We start from the raw sequence: 17,066 nt of genomic DNA, 5'->3' as shown, positions 1-17,066 counted from the left end.
CTGCCGTAACAAAAAGCTGCGGGGCCTGTCCTTGCCATGGAAAGATCAGCCCGTGCGCGCATCTCAATGAGGAGTCTCGCTTGTTCGATCTCATGTTCCACTGGTCCGAATGGATCAAGCCTTCCGCCGGTCTTCCTGTCGTGCAATGGGCACTGCTGTTGGCCGTGGCCGCTGCGATAGGCCACGGCCTTCAACGCCGCTGGGGGCTACCCCAGGTGCTGGGCTATTCCTTGATCGGGGCCTTGGCGGGCTACTCCGGCTACATCAAGGCCACTTGGCCTCTGGACGGCATCGCCCAGTTCCTGATCGAATTGGGCCTGTCCATCGTCCTGTTCGAGGCCGGCGGACGCCTGTCGCTGCGCTGGCTGCGCATGAACCCGATGCTGCTGGTGCAGAGCATCGTTGAAACGCTGGTCACCTATGCGGCTTCGCTCTGGATGTTGCGTCTATTCCAGATTGAAGCGGCACTGCAGCATCCCTTGGCCCTGCTGATCACGACCACGTCCCCCGCCTTGTTGATGCGGGTGGCTCACGACTTGCGCGCCAGCGGCCCCGTGACCGATCGGGCCATCACGCTGGCCACGCTCAACACCTTTTACGTCCTCGCCCTGGGCGGCGTGATGGCGCGATTGGTGGGTCCGATGGAAGGACGTGTGGAAGGCCCTGGTATGGGCAGCTGGTGGGGAGCCACACTGGCCGTGCTGCTCTTGGTCTTCACCTCGGTGCTGGTCGGGGCCTTGCTCGCGCTGGCTTTGCGCAAGGCCCTCGCGTGGATGAGCCCGAGCAGCGAGAACACCGCCGTGCTGCAATTGGCGCTGATCGCCGCAGGCACGGCGCTGGCCGCGCACTTTGGAGGTTCCGCGCCACTGGCTGCCTTGTTGGCTGGCGTGCTGCTCAAGGCCTGGAACCCGCGCCCGTGGATCTGGCCGCGCCAATTCGGAACAGCGGCCAGCGCGCTGAGCATCCTCACCTTCGTGTTGGTGGCCATGACAGCTGCCCAGGCGCCTTGGCAATGGCAGGCTTGGGGCCTGGTGCTGGCGCTGGCGTTGACGCGGGGGGCTGCCCGCATCGGCGCAATGAGCGCGACCACGCTGCTGGGCATGGGCAGCGGCGCCAGTCTGCGGCAGGCACTCTGGACCGCGAACACGCTGTGGCCGATGTCGGCGGTAGCCTTGCTGCTGATATCGCAGTTCGCCGAATTCACGCCCACGCTGGGAGCCGCGATTGCCTCGATCGCGCTGCCCTTGTTGCTGCTGCTGGAATTGCTGGGCGCCCTGCTGATGACTTGGAGCCTCAAACAGACCAGGGAGGTCAGTGAAACCAGTGCCGAGCGCGTGGCTTCTGGCCGCCTCAGTGCCCCCGCGGTAACTGCCGAAGACCGCGCGTCGCCATCCATGCAAGAACCGGAGGACAACCGCCATGGCGCTTGAAACTTTTCGCCCTTCCGAGCCCCTGACGTTGGGCGTGGAGCTTGAACTGCAGCTGGTCAACACGCACGACTACGATCTCGCGCCCTACGCGGACGACATGCTGCGCTTGATGCGCAAACATGATCTGCCTGGCAGCGTCGTGCCCGAGATCACCTCCAGCATGATCGAGATCTCCACTGGGGTTTGCCACTCACCGCAACAAGTGAAGGAAGAACTGGGTCAGATCCGCGACGCCCTCGTTCGCAGCGCGGACCAACTCAACATTGCCGTCGTGGGCGGTGGCACGCACCCGTTTCAGCAGTGGCACGAGCGGCGCATCTACGACAAACCGCGCTTCAAGGAGATTTCAGCCCTCTACGGCTATTTGTCCAAGCAGTTCACCATCTTTGGCCAACACGTGCACGTGGGATGTCCCGACGCAGACAGCGCCCTGCTGATGCTGCATCGGATGAGCCGTTACATCCCCCACTTCATCGCTTTGTCAGCGTCCAGTCCCTTCGTGCAAGGCCATGACACGGCGTTTGATTCCGCGCGCCTCAACTCGGTCTATGCCTTCCCGCTCTCTGGCCGCGCCCCCTTTGTGCTGCGGTGGAGCGAGTTTGAACAATTCTTCGACAAGATGACACGCACCGGCGTCGTCAACAGCATGAAGGACTTCTATTGGGATATTCGGCCCAAGCCGGAGTTCGGCACCATCGAGATCCGCGTCTTTGACACGCCGCTGACCATCGAACGGGCTGCGGCGCTTGCCGCGTATGTGCAAGCGCTGGCGGCGTGGTTCCTGAACGATGCACCATTCACGCCAGAGGAGGATGACTACCTCGTCTACAACTACAACCGCTTTCAAGCTTGCCGATTTGGCCTGGACGCCATCTATGTCGACCCGGCCAAGGGAGAGCATCTCGCGCTCAAGGATCACCTGCTGATGACCTTGGATCAGGTGGGCCGTCACGCGCAGTCACCCGGCGCCGAAAGCGCGCTGAACCTCCTGCGCAAGAGCGTCCTTCAAGGACAGAACGATGCGCGTTGGTTGCGAGAGGTTCAGGTTCGAGAGCAGTTTCTCGCTGAAGTCTCGAGGCAGGCGAGTTTGCGATTCAGGACCGACTCGCAGACCGAGGCCGCAGCCCTTGTGTGAAGATGGCTTTACGCTTCTTTACGTTTTCCCAAAATCCGCACCGGCCTGCTGGGTAAGCCCTTGATTTACCAGAGATAGTTCTTTATGGTCGGCGTTCCGTCCCATGAGACTCACCTCGTCCGAGGGAGACCTCAATGGGCTCTTGGGCGCAAGACGCCTCCGACCCCTCGGCGGCATGGTGTCATTCATGCAGCCGACTCACCCAAAGGAGAATTTGATGTCGTTGAAAAAATGGATTGTGCTTGGCGCTGCCCCCCTCCTCAGCTTGTTCATGGTGGGCTGCTCCTCAGTGGCCACGACAGCCCCGGATACCACGAGCAGCACCGCAGCAGCGGCAGCTCCAGCAGCCCCGGCCCCGAGCGTGACGACAGCCGCGCCGGAAGCCAAACCTGCTGCGCAGGCCAGCACACAATCGGCGGCGCCTGTGGCTAAGCCTGCGGACGCGATCGCTGACGTAGCCAAACTGGTCTACTTCGACTACGACAGTTCGGCCATCAAGCCCGAGTTCCGTGCCGTGATCGAGGCCCACGCCCGCTTCATGCAATCCAATCCCGCGCGCTCTGTCACGATCGCGGGCCATGCCGATGAGCGTGGAGGCACCGAGTACAACCTCGCGCTGGGCCAGCGCCGGGCGGACGCCGTGCGACAGATGCTGGTGCTGCTGGGCGTGAACAGCTCGCAGATCGAAACAATCAGTTTCGGCAAGGAAAAGCCCGCGGTTCGCGGAAGCAACGAAGCCGCTTGGTCCAAGAACCGGCGCGCCGAAATCACCTACAAGTGAGCTAGCGAGCCAGTCCCCAAAGCGGTCTTCGGACCGCTTTTTTTTGGCTTGCTCAATTCAGCGGCGTGATCGCCTTGCCGGTTTGGAAGTAGGCGATCAAGTTGTCTGCCGCGAGGTCTGCCATGGCGCGCCGGGTGGGCACGCTTGCACTCGCAATGTGCGGTGTGAGCACCACGTTCGGCACGGTCAGGAGTTCCGGGTTCACCTTGGGTTCACCCTCGAACACATCCAGTCCCGCAGCGGCGATGCCTCCGCCCTGACTGCCCTTGCGCAGGGCTTGGACCAGTGCGTTTTCTTCGACGATGCCGCCGCGCGCGATGTTGACCAACGTCGCGGTGGGCTTCATCAAGGCCAGTTCCGACGCGCCAATGATGTGGTGAGACTCCTTCGAGTACGGCAACACCAGCACCAAGTGATCAGCCGTCCTCAGCAACTCATCCTTGCTGACGTAGCGGGCCTTGCACTCGTTTTCCATGGCGGCATCGAGACGGCTTCGGTTGTGGTAGATGACATTCATGCCAAAGCCGTGCGCGCCACGCTTGGCGATGCCTTGTCCTATGCGACCCATGCCCAGGATACCCAGGGTTGAGCCGTGGATGTCCGCACCGGCAAACATGTCGTAGGCCCATTTGTGCCACTTGCCCGCGCGCAGGTAATGCTCGCTTTCGGCGATCCGGCGGGCCGTGGCCATCAGCAAGGCGAAACCGAAATCCGCCGTGGTGTCTGTCAGCACATCGGGCGTGTTGGTGCCGATCACGCCACGCGCTGTCATCGCGTCCAGATCAAAGTTGTTGTACCCGACGGCCATGTTGGCGCAGATTTTCAGTCGCGGGCAGGCCTCCAACACCGTCTTGTCGATGCGCACGCTACCTGTGGTGAAGGCACCGTCCTTCTCACGCAGCTTGTCGATCAGCCGATTACCACTCATGTCCTCGTCGGGCTGATTGGTCTCTAGGTCGAAATGCTGCTCTAGCTTGGCGATGATCTCGGGAAAGATCGCGCGTGCCACTAGCACACGGGGTTTGCTCATCAAAACACTCCAGGTCAACGGAAGAATAGAAAAGTCATCACGATGAACAATGGCACAAGAATGCCCACTGACCAGAGCATGTAGCCAAAAAAGCTCGGCATCTTCACGCCGCGTTCTTCCGCGATGGCCTTGACCATGAGGTTGGGCGCGTTGCCGATGTAGGTATTGGCGCCCATGAAGACCGCGCCGGCGGAGATGGCTGCCAGCGTAGTGGACATCGAAGTCATGAGCAGCGCAGGGTCACCCCCCGCCGTGTTGAAGAAGACGAGGTAGGTCGGCGCGTTGTCGAGGAAGGAGCTCAGGGCGCCCGTGGCCCAGAAATACATGGAGGGGTTCGGCGTGCCATCGGCATTGGTGACCGCAGCCACGACACCACCAAAAGGCCCGTTCACGCCAGCCTTCAGCATGGCGATCACGGGGATGATGGTCAGGAAGATGCCAGCGAACAGCTTGGCCACCTCCTGCATCGGGCCCCAAGAGAACTGATTGTTGTCGTGCACATCCCCGGGGGTGAGCTTCAGGGAAATCAGCGTCACGGCGATCAGACCGGCGTCCCTTGCCAATCCGGCCAATCCGACTTCCGTTCCCAACACATTGAACACCACGCCGGGTTCCCAAATGCCGCTCATCAACACCAGGACCACCACCACCGCCAGCAGCGCGAAATTCACGCCCCCATCGAAGCCCAGCTGCCTCGTGTCAGGGGTTGGGTCCACCGGCTTGATTTCCTCGCGACGACGGCAATACCAGCTATCCAAGACATAGAAGAGCGCAAGCAGACTACCTACGAGGAACAGCGTATCGGGCCAGATGTGCTGCAAAGTCCAGAAAAAATCCACCCCTTTGAGAAAACCGAGGAACAGCGGTGGGTCACCCAAGGGCGTCAAGGAGCCCCCTGCGTTCGAGACGATGAAGATGAAAAAAACGATGACGTGCACTTTGTGCCGCCGGTTGTCATTGGCTCGGATCAACGGACGGATCAAGAGCATGGATGCGCCAGTTGTCCCCATGAAGCTGGCCAGTACTGCGCCGATGGCCAGGATGGCCGTGTTCAACCCAGGACTGCCATGCAGATTGCCCTTGATGTAAATCCCGCCTGATACGGTGAACAACGCCGTCAGCAGGAGGATGAAGGGGACATACTCGGCCAGCAAGGCGTGAACGAAGCTGTGCGCTGCCAGCGAAGGACCGAAGACCACGGCAAATGGCAGCAAAAAGGCCAAGGCCCAGGCTGCAGCGATCTTGCCAAAGTGGTGGTGCCAGAAGAACGGGGTCAGCAAGGGCAGCAACGCAATCGACAGCAGGATTCCGGCGAAGGGCACGCCCCACCAAGCAGAGAGTTGACTACCGTCCAGCTCCGCCGCCGAGGCCAAGCCAGGCCATACGCTCCCAGCAAGCAACAAGCCCGTCAACACCCTACGCCATTGCTTCACATTCATTCCTTTCGCGTCCATCCACTCTTTTCCTTGTTACTCAACGAGAGCCAGTTTCATTCCGATGCGGGGGTGTACAGCGCCTGCGTAGCGGATCGAAGCCTCGACGGCAGAGATACAGGGCGGCGTGTAGTGCGGTCCACGTACACGTGGACGAGGTGACCTTGGGCCGAGGCAGTTTCTGCCAAAAGAGCGAAGATGCCCAGTTCGTAGCGCACGCTGCTGCTGCCGACATGACCCACGCGCAGACCGACTTCGATGTCCTGAGGAAAGCCTACAGAAGCAAAGTAGTTGCAATGGTTTTCGACCACCAAACCGATGGTTTGGCCAGATTCGATGTTCAGCAAGCTCTGCTCGATCAGCCAGGCATTGACTGCCGTGTCGAACCAGCTGAAATAAGCCGCGTTGTTGGCATGCCCATACGCATCGTTGTCCATCCACCGCGTTCCGAACCTGCGGAACACCCGGTAAGCCTCGCGCCGTTCAGGCCCGGGACGGTGTCTCCCGGTTTGTGAAGTTGTGTGTTCGGGGACTTGACCCGCCTTTTCCGTCATGGGGCGGCATTCTGCCAGTCTGATCGGGCTGCCCCTATTAGGGCTTGGCCCCTAAAGCGTCAAAACAGAATCTGAACGCCTTGTCATCGTGCGGCGTCTCCCTACAATGGACGCCATGTTGCAGTGCAACATATCGCGTGAGCCCCGTGGTGTCGAAATCGTTCTGAAACCATTCATCAAGGAGTACCGTATGCTGACCGCTGAACAAGTCCTGGCCACCAACAAGGCCAACATCGAATCCCTCTTCGGCCTGACCAGCAAGGCATTTGAAGGCATCGAAAAGCTGGTGGAGTTGCATCTTGCCGCCAGCAAGGCGCTGTTGGCCGATACCGCCAGCCAGACCCAGACCGTGCTGAGCGTGAAGGACCCCCAGGAACTGATGAGCTTGCCGTCCAGCCTCTTCCAGCCACTCGGCGAAAAGGCCGCAAGCTATGGCCGAGAGGTGTACGAGATCTCCACCACCACCAGTGCCGAGTTCACCAAGGCGTTTGAAGCCCAATTCGCCGAGGTGCAGCGTAAGTTCCAGGATCTCGTGGACAGCACCGCTCAGAACGCCCCGGCCGGTTCGGAAACCGCCGTGGCCTTGTTCAAGAGCGCTGTGGCCGCTGCCAACAATGTGCTCGAAACGGCGCAGAAATCGGCCAAGCAGGCTGCGGTACTCGCAGAGTCGAACATCAAGGCTGCCACCACCAGCGCGATCGATGCCGCGACAGGCGCAGCCGAAACAGGCAAGGCCAAGAAGCGCGCTTGAATAGGCCAACCTGCCCCTGCTTTTTACAAGGATTTACAGTCGCCGACTTTACAGACCGGTGGAAACCCTGACATAATTCACTCATCGGAAATTGATTTCGCTTTATGAATTAAATGTCATAAAGTTTTCAGATCAGTTCCCACCTCTTGTCTCCTCGGGTCCTTTCGCAAGCTCAGGCTTCAGGGATCCCTTCAAGGCCCCATCTTCGGATGGGGCTTTTTTTTGCCCGCTTTGAGCAACGCCGCCTAATCCCTTCGAGTCATCGATATTTTCTGAGAATTATTCTCATCGCATATAAGATGCGATCCCCAACGTTTCTGAGAATGATATCCATGAAGCTTTTCGCTGATCTTTCTGTGGGTCGCCTGCTGGGCGCGTTGTTGTTGCTGGTGGGTAGCGCCGCCCACGCGCAACAGGTGTTGAATGTCTACTCCGCTCGCCACTACCCGAGTGACGATATCCTTTATGCGGGCTTCACCAAGAAAACCGGCATCCAAATTCAGCGGGTGGACTCGGACGACGCGGGCATCATCGCTCGCCTGCGCGCGGAAGGCACGGCCTCTCCCGCCGACGTGATCCTGATGGTTGACGCAGCACGTCTCTACCGAGGTGAAACCATGGGTCTTTACCAGCCTGTGAAGTCTTCCGTGCTGGATGCCGCCATTCCCCTGAACCTGCATGGAACGGCCAACGCCGACGGCGCGGCCAGCTGGTATGGTTTTTCCACACGTGCACGCGTGGTGGTGTTCGACCCGCGCAAGGTGAAGCGGGAAGATGTCGACACCTACGAGGAACTGGGCGACCCGAAGAACAAGGGCAAGTTGTGCATCCGCTCGGGTTCGCACCCCTACAACCTTTCCCTGTTCGGCGCGGTGCTTGAGCACACGGGCGAAGCCAAGACCGAAGCTTGGCTCAAGGGCATGGTCGCCAACATGGCTCGGGAACCCAAGGGTGGTGACACGGACCAAATCCGCGCCGTGGCCTCGGGGGAATGCGCGATCGCGGTGACCAACACCTACTACCTGGCACGCCTCATGAATGCCACTGCGCCTGAAGACCGCGCGGTAGCGGACAAGGTGGAAGTTGTCTTCCCCAATCAGAGCAGCTGGGGCACGCACATCAACATCGCGGGCGCGGCCGTGGCGCGGCATGCGCCCAATCGCGCCAATGCGATTCTTTTCCTGGAATACCTTGCGAGCCCCGAGGCACAGGAAGTGTTTTCCAACGCCAACAACGAGTGGCCCGCTGCGCGCGGCATGAAGCCGAACAATCCGGCGCTCCAGCGCATGGTCGGCCAGGGCTTCAAGAGCGAAACCATCCCGATCAGCGCCGTGGGCCGCAACACGATCAAAATTCAGCAGATGTTGGACCGCGTCGGATTCAAGTAAAGCGATCCGAACACGCTCAAAGCGGTAAAACCAACGGCCATGGCTTCGTCGCCATGGCCGTTTTTTTTGGCTGAGGGAGAAGCGCACGGGCCTCCATGAAAGCCGCGCCGCAGGGGTTAGCGCGGCATGGAAGGAGGCCGCCGATCAGATCGGCAAAGCAACCAGGTCGTGCCCATCGGTCGCGACGATGCGCGCCTTGGTGAACTCGCCTGCCTTCAAGGTCTTGCTGATCTTCTCGGGTGGCAGCAGTCGCACTGTGCCGTCAATCTCCGGCGCGTCGGCGTAGCTGCGGCCCACACCGCCCTTCTTGCCCAGGCCGGGCGCGGAATCGACCAGCACCTGCATGGTCGCGCCGATACGCCGTTGCAGTCATGTATGAGTACGTTTGTCAGATTGGAGCAGACGCTGCATGCGCCCTAACACCCTGCAATCAGGCATCTCGGGAACGCTATGAAGTGCTGGCCAGGCGCACACCTTTCAGAACCGCTTCGCTGAGTTTTGTGAGCCGTTCTAAACACCCGGGGGCTGCGCGCCCCCAGCGCACCGGGTCTCTTCAAGCCGCGCCCAGCGGCGACAGCCGGGCCTGCGGCCCGGACCGCCGCAGGTACCACTCGGCCACCAGCAGGTTGGGCACCCAGCACAGCCAGGCGATGAAGGGGTAGGACACCTCGATGTCCACCCCCGCCGCAGCCCCAAGACCCAGGTAAATGCGCAGCGTGATGGCAGCCGCCGTGAGAGCGTAGCTGCGCAGCATCCAGCGCCGGTGCTCAGCAAACCGCCGCTGCAGCGCGCAGGCCACGCCCCAGCCCGTGGCCACGACCCATGCCAGGCCCAGCGCAAAAAAGCCAACGGCTGCCACCACACCCGTCATCGCATTCGCGGCCAAGGGCAGCGATGACAACCAGGCTACGGCAATCGCCAGCACATAGGCCCGGCCTGTCCACCGGTGGGCGGCAGGGTGCCGATTGCGCAGCGCCGCCAGCAGTTGCAAGGGCCCCAGCATCAGCGCCAGCGACGCGCTGACCGCATGCACGACGAAGGCATGGCGCCACAGCTGCAGGCTGGGCAGCTCGGACGGAAACGGCATGGCGGGCAACGCATACCGCAGCGAGACCAGACCCACGGCCAGGGCCGACAGCGAGAGCAGGCCCCAGGCCAGGCTTGCAAGGGGATGGCGTGTTTTCATACAAAGAACTTTCTCAAGAGGATGGACATGCATCCACTCTAGGAAGCGTGACTCAGCCTGGCGTTAGCCCTGTCTTAGCGCTGAGTTAGCGCCGAGCCAGCGGCAAATGTGGCGGTGGGCGCCAGATGCACGCGCGCCACCAGCCCACTGACCCCATCGCTGCGTGCCAGCAGCTCCACCCTGAGGCCCTGGCGCAGCGCAGCCGCCCGGGTGATGGCCAGGCCCAGCCCGCTGCCATCTGCCTGGGTGCCCGGCACGCGGAAGAAGCGGTCGAAGACACGCTCCAGCAAGTCCGGGGGAATGCCCGGCCCCGTGTCCACCACATCCACCACCACGCTCCCTTCTCCGGCACTTCCGGCGCCCCCGGCGTGCCCCGCATCCAGGCGGTGCAGGCGCACTTCGACCGAGCCGCCTTCGGGCGTGTAGCGCAGCGCGTTGTCCAGCAGGTTGTCGAACACGCTGCGCAGGTCCACGGCCGAGGCCTGCAGCACCACTTGCTCGGTGCCGTCAAAACCCACCTCGATGCGCCGCTGGTCGGCCAGCGGCATCCACTGGCCCACGCTGTCGCGCAGCACGGCGGTGATGTCCACCGGGGCCAGTGGCTGCGCAGAGGCCGGTGCCTCCTGCCGAGACAGACGCAGCAGCTGCCCCACCAGATGCTGCGCGCGCCGCATGCCGGCATCCAGCTGGACAAACTGCTGCTGCGCTTCGCCCGGCGGCACCCAGGGGCGCAGGTTTTCCATCTGCAGTGCCATGGCGGCCATAGGGGTACGCAGCTCATGGGCCGCGTCCTGCACAAAACGGCGCTGGGCGGCAAACGCCTCGCCCAGCAGCGCGAGCAGTGCGTTGAACGAGGCCACCAGCGGCACGATCTCCTCGGGCACCCGGCCTGCCGGGCCGAGGGGGATGGCGCCCAGGCTGCGGTCGTCGCGCAGGGCCACCTCTTGCGCCACCCCCCGCAGCGAACGGGATGCACGCCCCACCACCCACCACAGCGTGAACAGCAGCGCGGGCAACAGGAGGGCCAGCGGCAGCAGCACATACAGGGTGCGCCCCCACACTTCTTCCTGCAGGAACTGCTCGCTTTGCAGCACCTGCAAACGCTGGTGGCCGGGCCCGGCCGGTGGCGCGGTGTACACCCGCCAGCCCTGCACCCACCCCGCACCCTGCTGCACCAGCCGGTGGCCCGGCGCAGCCTGCAAGGGCACGGCGGCGTACGGGCTGGCGCTGGAAGTGGCCAGCAGTTGGCCGTCGGCCGACCACACCTGCACAACCAGTGCACCCCATCGGAAAACGCTCTCGTCGCTCAGCACCTGCAGGGGCGGCGGCGCGTCCCCCCGGCCGCCGGGCACGTGGTGGCGCGCCAGCACCTCCATCTGGGTCTGCATGAAGGTGTGCAGCACCAGGCCATAACTGGCATAGAAAGCCCAGCCCGCCACCACGGCGCCCACCACCACCCAGGGGGCCAGCCACGCCAGCAGCTGCCCACGCAGCGACCGGGGCTGGTACCAGCGGCTGGGCGCATCGGTGCAAGTGCGGCCGGTCTCGGCGGCGGCCTTCATGGCGCAGCCACCCGCCAGCCCAGGCCGCGCACATTGCGAATGGCATCGGGCCCCAGCTTGCGGCGCATGCCGTGGATGAGCACGTCCACCGCGTTGCTGCTGACCTCCTCGCCCCAGCCGTAGATGCGGTTTTCGAGCTGCTCGCGCGAGAGGATCGCGCCGGGACGCTCCAGCAGCGCCTGCAGCAGCGCAAACTCGCGCGCGGTGAGGGCTTCGCGCGCACCGGGGCGCAGCACCTCGCGTGTGGCCAGGTCCAGCTGCACCACGCCATTGCCCACGATGGACTGGGCCACACCGCTGCGCCTGCGCACCACGGCACGCATGCGGGCGAGCAGTTCGCCCACCTCGAAGGGTTTGAGCAGGTAGTCGTCGGCGCCCAGGTCCAGCCCCTGGATGCGGTCGTCCAGCCCGTCGCGGGCGGTGAGCACCAGCACGGGCGTGAGGTCGCCGCGCGCACGGGCGCGGCGCAGCACCTCGGTGCCGTCCAGCCCGGGCAGGCCCAGGTCCAGCAACACGCAGCGGTAGTCGCCATCGGCCAGCGCACTGTGTGCCAGGGCGCCATCGCGCACCCAGTCCACCGACCAGCCCGCCCCCTTGAGCGCATGCACAAGGCTGCGCCCGATCATGTCGTCGTCTTCCACCAGCAGTGCGCGCAACAGGTTCTCCTCTGATACATCCGCCGCATGAGTACACGGGCCCGGGCGCAGCCTAGCGCGCCATTCTTAGCGCCAGATGAGCGCCACATGAAGACCCCAAGCCGCCAGGCCCAGGGCGCTAACTCCGGGCTAAGTCAGGCTTCCTACAGTCGCCCAGCCAGCCAGTCGGCCGACCCGCTGGTCTTTCAGCGCAGGGCCGCCGCACGCTACCACCCCAGCGGCGAGGTGTCCACGCCGACAAGCCCTGTACCCCCTGCTTCACCCCTTCTGAACCATGACGCATCATCCCGACACCTTGTCTTGCGCCCCCCGCCGCCTGGCGGCCGTGGCCGCCCTGCTGACCCTGGCGGCGGCACCCGCCAGCCTGTGGGCGCAGCAGCCCCAGCCCCAGCAGCAGGCCCAGGAGTCCGCCTGGGGCCTCGGCCTGGCCGTGAGCGCCGACCGCAAGCCCTACCGCAGCTTTGACCACAAGGTGCAGCCCCTGCCTCTGGTCACTTACGAAAACCGCTGGATCAGCATCATGGGGCCGGGCGTGGACTTCAAGCTGCCCTCGGCGGGCCCCTTGGACCTGCGGCTGCGCTCCCGCTTTGGCTTTGAGGGCTACGATGCCAAGGACTCGCCCCACCTGGCGGGCATGGCCGAGCGCAAGGGCAGCCTGTGGCTGGGCGCCGCCGCCACCTGGCACACCGGGGTGGTGGACCTGTCGGCCGATCTGCTGGCCGACGCCTCGGCCCACAGCAAGGGCCACCAGCTCACCCTGCAGGCCGAGCGCCGCTTCCAGGCAGGCGCCTTCGACATCACCCCGCGCCTGGCCCTGTTGCGCCAGGACCGCAAGGCCGTGGACTACTACTACGGCGTGGAGCAGCACGAGGCCCGCCCGGGCCGCCCCGCCTACGCAGGCAGCGCGGCCGTGAACCTGCAGGCCGGCGTGCGCGTGGGCTACACCCTGGCGCCCCGGCAGTGGATTTTTGTGGATGTGAGCAGTACCCGGCTGGGCAGCGCCATCAAGAACAGCCCGCTGGTGGAGCGGTCCAGCCAGCCCGCGATGATGGCGGGATTCTTGTACCGGTTCTGAGCCTGGTTCGCCACCGGTCCGCGCGGGACAGGGCTGGGCATGGCCAAGCCCGTCAATGCCCCACGTACCGCCCCGGCCGGTGGCTGATCCACAAGAACCCGCTCATCACTTGCACCACCAGCACCGCCAGCACCGAATACGCCACGCGGTCCACCGGCACCACCCACAGCGCCAGCAGCACCACCGTGCCGTCAATCATCATCTGCACCTTGCCCGCGCGCATGCCGTAGCGGCCTTGCAGGTACAGCGACACCACGGTAGCCCCACCCAGGCTGGAGCGGTGGCGCGCCAGAAACAGGCAGCCCGTGCCCAGCAGCAAGCCACCCTGCAAGGAAGCGAACTGCGGGTTGAGGTAGTCCACATGCATCACGTGTGGGAACAGTTCGGTGAGCAGCGACAGCAGGGCCACACACACAAAGGTCTTGAGGATGAGCTCGCGGCCCATGCGCGCCCAGGCGAACCAGTAGAACGGCAGGTTGACGACAAAGAACAACTTGCCGAACGCGATGCCGGTGCCGCAGTGCCGCCAGGCGGTAAGGCGTTGGCACCCCGCAGAAGCCGTGGTCAGATCGGCAAGGCCACGAGATCGTGCCCATCGGTCGCGACGACGCGCGCCTTGGTGAACTCCCCGGCTTTCAGGGTCTTGCTGATTTTTTCGGGCGGCAACAAGCGCACGGTCCCGTCGATCTCCGGCGCGTCGGCATAGCTGCGGCCCACGCCGCCCTTCTTGCCCAGGCCGGGTGCGGAGTCGACCAGCACCTGCATGGTCGCGCCGACACGCCGCTGCAGGCGGGCGGTGGAAACCTCTTCCGCCACGGCCATGAAACGCTGGCGCCGCTCCTCCCGCAGTGCGTCGGGCAGAGCGCCAGGCAGTTCATTGGCTGCTGCCCCGCGCACGGGGCTGTAGGCGAAGCACCCTGCGCGGTCGATCTGGGCCTCGCGCACGAAGTCCAGCAAGTGCGCGAACTCTTCCTCGGTCTCACCTGGAAAGCCCGCGATGAAGGTGCTGCGCACCACCAGTTCGGGACAGATCTCGCGCCAGCGCTGGATACGCTCCAGGTTCTTCTCACCGCTGGCCGGGCGCTTCATGCGTCGCAGTACTTCCGGATGACTGTGCTGGAAAGGCACATCCAGGTAAGGAAGCACCAGGCCTTGCGCCATGAGAGGAAGGATATCGTCCACGTGCGGATAGGGATAGACGTAGTGCAGGCGCACCCAGGCACCATGCTCAGCCGCCAATTCCCCCAGCACTTGCACCAAATCCAGCATGCGCGTCTTCACCGGCTTGCCATCCCAGAAACCGGTGCGGTACTTCACGTCCACGCCATAGGCCGAGGTGTCCTGGCTCACGACCAGCAATTCCTTCACACCGCCTTCAAACAGGGCCTTGGCCTCCTTGAGCACATCCCCGACCGGACGACTCACCAGGTCACCGCGCATCGAGGGGATGATGCAGAAGGTGCAACGGTGGTTGCAGCCTTCGCTGATCTTCAGGTAGGCGTAGTGGCGCGGCGTGAGCTTCAAGCCCGCCTCGCCAAAACCGCCCGGCACCAGGTCCAGAAAAGGGTCGTGCGGCTTGGGCAGGTGCAGGTGCACCGCGTCCATCACTTCCTGCGTGGCATGCGGCCCCGTGACGGCCAGCACGCTGGGATGCATCTGCCGCACGAGATTGGCCCCACCCTCGCCGCCTTCACCTTCACCCACGGTACGCGCGCCCAGGCAACCCGTGACGATGACTTTGCCGTTCTCCGCCAGCGCCTCGCCAATCGTGTCCAGGCTTTCCTTCACCGCGTCGTCGATGAAACCGCAGGTGTTGACGATCACCAGATCCGCGCCAGCAAAGGTCTTGGACGTCTGGTAACCCTCGGCACTCAGCTGCGTGAGGATGAGCTCGGAGTCGGTCAGGGCCTTGGGGCAGCCCAACGACACCATGCCAATGCGAGGGGCAGGTTTTTCGGAAATTTCAGTCATGAATCAGTACGTTTTCAGATTGGGGCAGTTACTGCATGCGCTCCAGCGACGCGCTATCAGGCATGCCAGGGCGGTATGGCGGGCTGGGCGGGCCGACGGAATGGGATCACCGACGTGGTTGAGGGTGGCGAAGACATTTGCCATTTAGTGCACGTAGCGCGCCGATACACCAAAAGCAATCCTCTGTGCATCGAATCGCCAGCGCGCTCCTCTAGACGCCTCGCACACCTGCCACAGTCCGGTTGAAGCCGGCTACATCATGGACCGCCCCAAACTCTCAACCCGCACGCATGGACAAAGAATGTGCAAACTGATCCGGTCTATTGTAATTGCCTGCATCACTGCGGCTGGAGGCTGGTCGACGCCGGAAGACAGGCACAGAACAAGTGAAGCCCAAGTTGCCTAACGGCGGCATTCCCCCGGGAAACGCTGCGAAATTCGAGGCAATTCCCAACTCGAAAATGCAAAAAACCCCCGCCCGTGACCTGAAAATTCACGGGCGGGGAGCCAGAACATCTCGCGGAAGACGTTGTCCATCACTTTCCGCGCACTCTCTTAAGGATCTCAGCAGCATCCTTTCCCTTCTGACGCTTGAGCCAGAGATAAATGGCCGCGAAGAGCCAGGGCCCTGGCAAGCTACACAGAGGCAGGATCCACGCAGAGACAATCACGACACCGGCGACGCTACCCAAGTTCGGCGCAACGCCCAATACCAAGGCCAGTTGACTCGCGACCGCGAAGACCTCCGGGTAGTAGTGCATGAGCGCCAGCACTGCGGGCACGCCACACACAAAACTACTAACAACACAAGCGGCAAGCCGATCCACCAAATCCTTCCACTGCGCATCCTTGTGCAAGGGCGCATACCGAAGACCGAGCCAAAACGCGAGCAAGAAGCTGATGAGGGGCAGCGAAAAAAGGAAGGCCTTGTGTGCCGCAATGGCCCCGGCGGTGGTGTGTGGTTCAGTCATGCTTTCCTCCATGATCAATACCTCCTTACACGGAAGTTGGAATCGGAATCGCGCAGCCCCATCTGGCTCGTGCGCCTTGAAAAAATGCTCTCTGGCTGAGTGTCAAAGTTGTCCAAAGGCTGTAGTAGCCTTCGGCTTTTTTCATGAAGCATCCTCGCCGTCTCCGCCATATTGCAGCACCTACCTTGGCCAGTGCGATCAATCGTTATTTGGTTGAGATCTCGACTCTCAAGAAAGGCCACCGTGCCGAGCAATCCATAGCGCGTACTTGGCTCGCGACCCGGTTGGCCAGTCGCCCCGTAGATCGAATTCGCAATACCGACCTTCTGGCTCTGCGCGACGAATGGCTGCAGAACAAGGCCGCTGCCACCGTCGTGCGTCGCTTGGCCTTCATCAGCCATGTATTTACCGTGCTGCGCAAGGATTGGGGGTGGACGGAGCTGGCCAACCCCGCCCAGCTCGTTCGCCGCCCTTCCGTCAACGATGCCCGCGACCGCAGGCTCTACGACCACATCACGCTGCGCGGCATCAGCGAGGCCGAGTGCCCGCGCGACGAGCTGACCTGGATCATCAACCACACTCGAAGCGAAGAGCTGCCGACCATTGCCACCCTGGCAGTCGAAAGCGGGATGCGGCGCGGCGAGATCTGCGGCATCGAGCGCCAGCACGTTGACCTGGTTCACGGCGTCGTCAAGTTGCCGGACACCAAGAACGGCACCAGCCGGGAAGTGCCCCTGACGCCGACGGCCAAGGACTGCCTGCGCCGCTTCCTGGACGGCAAACCTCTGCGGGGGCGCATCTTCAGCATGACGCCCGGTGCCGTGACTCGCGCCTTCATCCGCGCCCGCAAGCGCGCCAGGAAAGGCTACGAAGTGGTCTGCCGCAAGCACGGTCGCCGACCGCTGCCGATGTATTTCCAAGACCTCCGCTTTCATGATCTGCGGCATGAAGCCACTTCACGCCTGGCTCCGGTGTTCGACCTGGGTGAAATGGCGAAGGTCAGCGGCCACCGAGACACCCGCATGCTGCTGCGCTATTACCACCCTCGCGGGTGGGAACTCGCACGAAAGCTGGCGCGCAGCCCACTCGGACGCAGGCAATTGGAGCAACTCAAAACTCGAGAGTTGGTCACAAACTGACGCT

15 protein-coding genes and 2 pseudogenes are annotated in these 17,066 nt (G+C 63.2%); 7 read left to right on the top strand and 10 right to left on the bottom strand.

Annotated features, from left to right (window positions below; genetic code table 11):
• The first annotated feature begins 80 nt into the window (after positions 1 to 80).
• From ACLBKS_RS15815 to pal, 3 genes are all read left to right on the top strand, one after another.
• On the top strand, positions 81 to 1,430 hold the full coding sequence (locus tag ACLBKS_RS15815) for a cation:proton antiporter (RefSeq protein ID WP_410193767.1): 1,350 nt from the start codon (positions 81 to 83) through the stop codon (positions 1,428 to 1,430).
• A complete protein-coding gene (locus ACLBKS_RS15810) occupies positions 1,420 to 2,565 on the top strand; it encodes a YbdK family carboxylate-amine ligase (RefSeq protein WP_410193766.1) in 1,146 nt (381 codons plus the stop codon). Before ACLBKS_RS15815 ends, ACLBKS_RS15810 begins: the two co-directional genes overlap by 11 nt.
• A gap of 424 nt (positions 2,566 to 2,989) precedes the next feature.
• Complete coding sequence (gene pal / locus ACLBKS_RS15805) at positions 2,990 to 3,346, top strand: peptidoglycan-associated lipoprotein Pal (protein ID WP_410193765.1); 357 nt, start codon at positions 2,990 to 2,992, stop codon at positions 3,344 to 3,346.
• Between the two features lie 52 nt (positions 3,347 to 3,398).
• Here the strand turns inward: pal and ACLBKS_RS15800 are convergent, their stop codons facing one another.
• From ACLBKS_RS15800 to ACLBKS_RS15790, 3 genes are read right to left on the bottom strand one after another with little or no spacing between them, the layout of a single operon-like run.
• Positions 3,399 to 4,376, bottom strand: coding sequence for a 2-hydroxyacid dehydrogenase (locus ACLBKS_RS15800; protein ID WP_410193764.1), 978 nt, complete (start codon positions 4,374 to 4,376; stop codon positions 3,399 to 3,401).
• A 14-nt stretch (positions 4,377 to 4,390) separates the two neighbouring features.
• Positions 4,391 to 5,815 (bottom strand): sodium:proton antiporter, encoded by a 1,425-nt coding sequence (locus tag ACLBKS_RS15795; protein ID WP_410193799.1) that lies wholly within the window; start codon positions 5,813 to 5,815, stop codon positions 4,391 to 4,393.
• A gap of 50 nt (positions 5,816 to 5,865) precedes the next feature.
• Positions 5,866 to 6,363, bottom strand: coding sequence for an acyl-CoA thioesterase (locus tag ACLBKS_RS15790; RefSeq protein ID WP_410193763.1), 498 nt, complete (start codon positions 6,361 to 6,363; stop codon positions 5,866 to 5,868).
• A gap of 190 nt (positions 6,364 to 6,553) precedes the next feature.
• On the opposite strand from ACLBKS_RS15790, the gene phaP reads away from it, so the two are divergent.
• Together phaP and ACLBKS_RS15780 are read left to right on the top strand one after the other, a co-directional pair.
• Positions 6,554 to 7,114 (top strand): TIGR01841 family phasin, encoded by a 561-nt coding sequence (gene phaP / locus ACLBKS_RS15785; protein ID WP_410193762.1) that lies wholly within the window; start codon positions 6,554 to 6,556, stop codon positions 7,112 to 7,114.
• A gap of 332 nt (positions 7,115 to 7,446) precedes the next feature.
• On the top strand, positions 7,447 to 8,502 hold the full coding sequence (locus ACLBKS_RS15780) for an extracellular solute-binding protein (RefSeq protein WP_410193761.1): 1,056 nt from the start codon (positions 7,447 to 7,449) through the stop codon (positions 8,500 to 8,502).
• A 144-nt stretch (positions 8,503 to 8,646) separates the two neighbouring features.
• On the opposite strand, the pseudogene rimO (ACLBKS_RS15775) reads toward ACLBKS_RS15780, so the two are convergent.
• From rimO (ACLBKS_RS15775) to ACLBKS_RS15760, 4 genes and pseudogenes are all read right to left on the bottom strand, one after another.
• Positions 8,647 to 8,871 (bottom strand): annotated as a pseudogene (gene rimO / locus ACLBKS_RS15775) (30S ribosomal protein S12 methylthiotransferase RimO); the annotation flags it as partial.
• Between the two features lie 184 nt (positions 8,872 to 9,055).
• A complete protein-coding gene (locus tag ACLBKS_RS15770) occupies positions 9,056 to 9,688 on the bottom strand; it encodes a DUF2306 domain-containing protein (protein ID WP_410193760.1) in 633 nt (210 codons plus the stop codon).
• A 74-nt stretch (positions 9,689 to 9,762) separates the two neighbouring features.
• Positions 9,763 to 11,250: a sensor histidine kinase gene (locus ACLBKS_RS15765; RefSeq protein ID WP_410193759.1), complete on the bottom strand. Its 1,488-nt coding sequence runs from the start codon at positions 11,248 to 11,250 to the stop codon at positions 9,763 to 9,765.
• Positions 11,247 to 11,906 (bottom strand): response regulator, encoded by a 660-nt coding sequence (locus ACLBKS_RS15760; protein ID WP_410193758.1) that lies wholly within the window; start codon positions 11,904 to 11,906, stop codon positions 11,247 to 11,249. The genes ACLBKS_RS15765 and ACLBKS_RS15760 overlap by 4 nt, the downstream gene beginning before the upstream one ends.
• A 274-nt stretch (positions 11,907 to 12,180) precedes the next feature.
• Between ACLBKS_RS15760 and ACLBKS_RS15755 the strand changes: the two genes are divergently transcribed.
• Entirely contained in the window at positions 12,181 to 12,981 is an 801-nt protein-coding gene (locus ACLBKS_RS15755; protein ID WP_410193757.1) for a MipA/OmpV family protein, read from the top strand.
• 52 nt (positions 12,982 to 13,033) lie between these two features.
• On the opposite strand, the pseudogene ACLBKS_RS15750 reads toward ACLBKS_RS15755, so the two are convergent.
• The 3 genes and pseudogenes from ACLBKS_RS15750 to ACLBKS_RS15740 form a co-directional block, all read right to left on the bottom strand.
• Positions 13,034 to 13,504: pseudogene (locus ACLBKS_RS15750) on the bottom strand (YitT family protein); the annotation flags it as partial.
• Positions 13,505 to 13,545: 41 nt separating this feature from the next.
• Positions 13,546 to 14,952: a 30S ribosomal protein S12 methylthiotransferase RimO gene (gene rimO, locus ACLBKS_RS15745; RefSeq protein ID WP_410193756.1), complete on the bottom strand. Its 1,407-nt coding sequence runs from the start codon at positions 14,950 to 14,952 to the stop codon at positions 13,546 to 13,548.
• 536 nt (positions 14,953 to 15,488) lie between these two features.
• Positions 15,489 to 15,935, bottom strand: a complete 447-nt coding sequence (locus ACLBKS_RS15740; protein WP_410193755.1) for a hypothetical protein — start codon at positions 15,933 to 15,935, stop codon at positions 15,489 to 15,491.
• 131 nt (positions 15,936 to 16,066) lie between these two features.
• Here ACLBKS_RS15740 and ACLBKS_RS15735 point away from each other — a divergent pair, with 131 nt between their 5' ends.
• A complete protein-coding gene (locus ACLBKS_RS15735; RefSeq protein WP_410193754.1) occupies positions 16,067 to 17,062 on the top strand; it encodes a tyrosine-type recombinase/integrase in 996 nt (331 codons plus the stop codon).
• Positions 17,063 to 17,066 lie beyond the last annotated feature (4 nt).

It is taken from the genome of Hylemonella sp. W303a, from assembly GCF_046452315.1.
In the GTDB taxonomy this organism is placed as follows: domain Bacteria; phylum Pseudomonadota; class Gammaproteobacteria; order Burkholderiales; family Burkholderiaceae_C; genus Hylemonella.
This window is presented reverse-complemented; position numbering and strand designations above follow the sequence as displayed.

Coding starts and splice junctions, on each gene's coding strand:
- ACLBKS_RS15790 (WP_410193763.1), bottom strand. CDS start 6,363: ATGACGGAAAAGGCGGGTCAAGTCCCCGAACACACAACTTCACAAACC.
- ACLBKS_RS15795 (WP_410193799.1), bottom strand. CDS start 5,815: ATGAATGTGAAGCAATGGCGTAGGGTGTTGACGGGCTTGTTGCTTGCT.
- ACLBKS_RS15735 (WP_410193754.1), top strand. CDS start 16,067: ATGAAGCATCCTCGCCGTCTCCGCCATATTGCAGCACCTACCTTGGCC.
- ACLBKS_RS15770 (WP_410193760.1), bottom strand. CDS start 9,688: ATGAAAACACGCCATCCCCTTGCAAGCCTGGCCTGGGGCCTGCTCTCG.
- ACLBKS_RS15740 (WP_410193755.1), bottom strand. CDS start 15,935: ATGGAGGAAAGCATGACTGAACCACACACCACCGCCGGGGCCATTGCG.
- ACLBKS_RS15780 (WP_410193761.1), top strand. CDS start 7,447: ATGAAGCTTTTCGCTGATCTTTCTGTGGGTCGCCTGCTGGGCGCGTTG.
- rimO (WP_410193756.1), bottom strand. CDS start 14,952: ATGACTGAAATTTCCGAAAAACCTGCCCCTCGCATTGGCATGGTGTCG.
- phaP (WP_410193762.1), top strand. CDS start 6,554: ATGCTGACCGCTGAACAAGTCCTGGCCACCAACAAGGCCAACATCGAA.
- ACLBKS_RS15765 (WP_410193759.1), bottom strand. CDS start 11,250: ATGAAGGCCGCCGCCGAGACCGGCCGCACTTGCACCGATGCGCCCAGC.
- ACLBKS_RS15800 (WP_410193764.1), bottom strand. CDS start 4,376: ATGAGCAAACCCCGTGTGCTAGTGGCACGCGCGATCTTTCCCGAGATC.
- ACLBKS_RS15810 (WP_410193766.1), top strand. CDS start 1,420: ATGGCGCTTGAAACTTTTCGCCCTTCCGAGCCCCTGACGTTGGGCGTG.
- ACLBKS_RS15755 (WP_410193757.1), top strand. CDS start 12,181: ATGACGCATCATCCCGACACCTTGTCTTGCGCCCCCCGCCGCCTGGCG.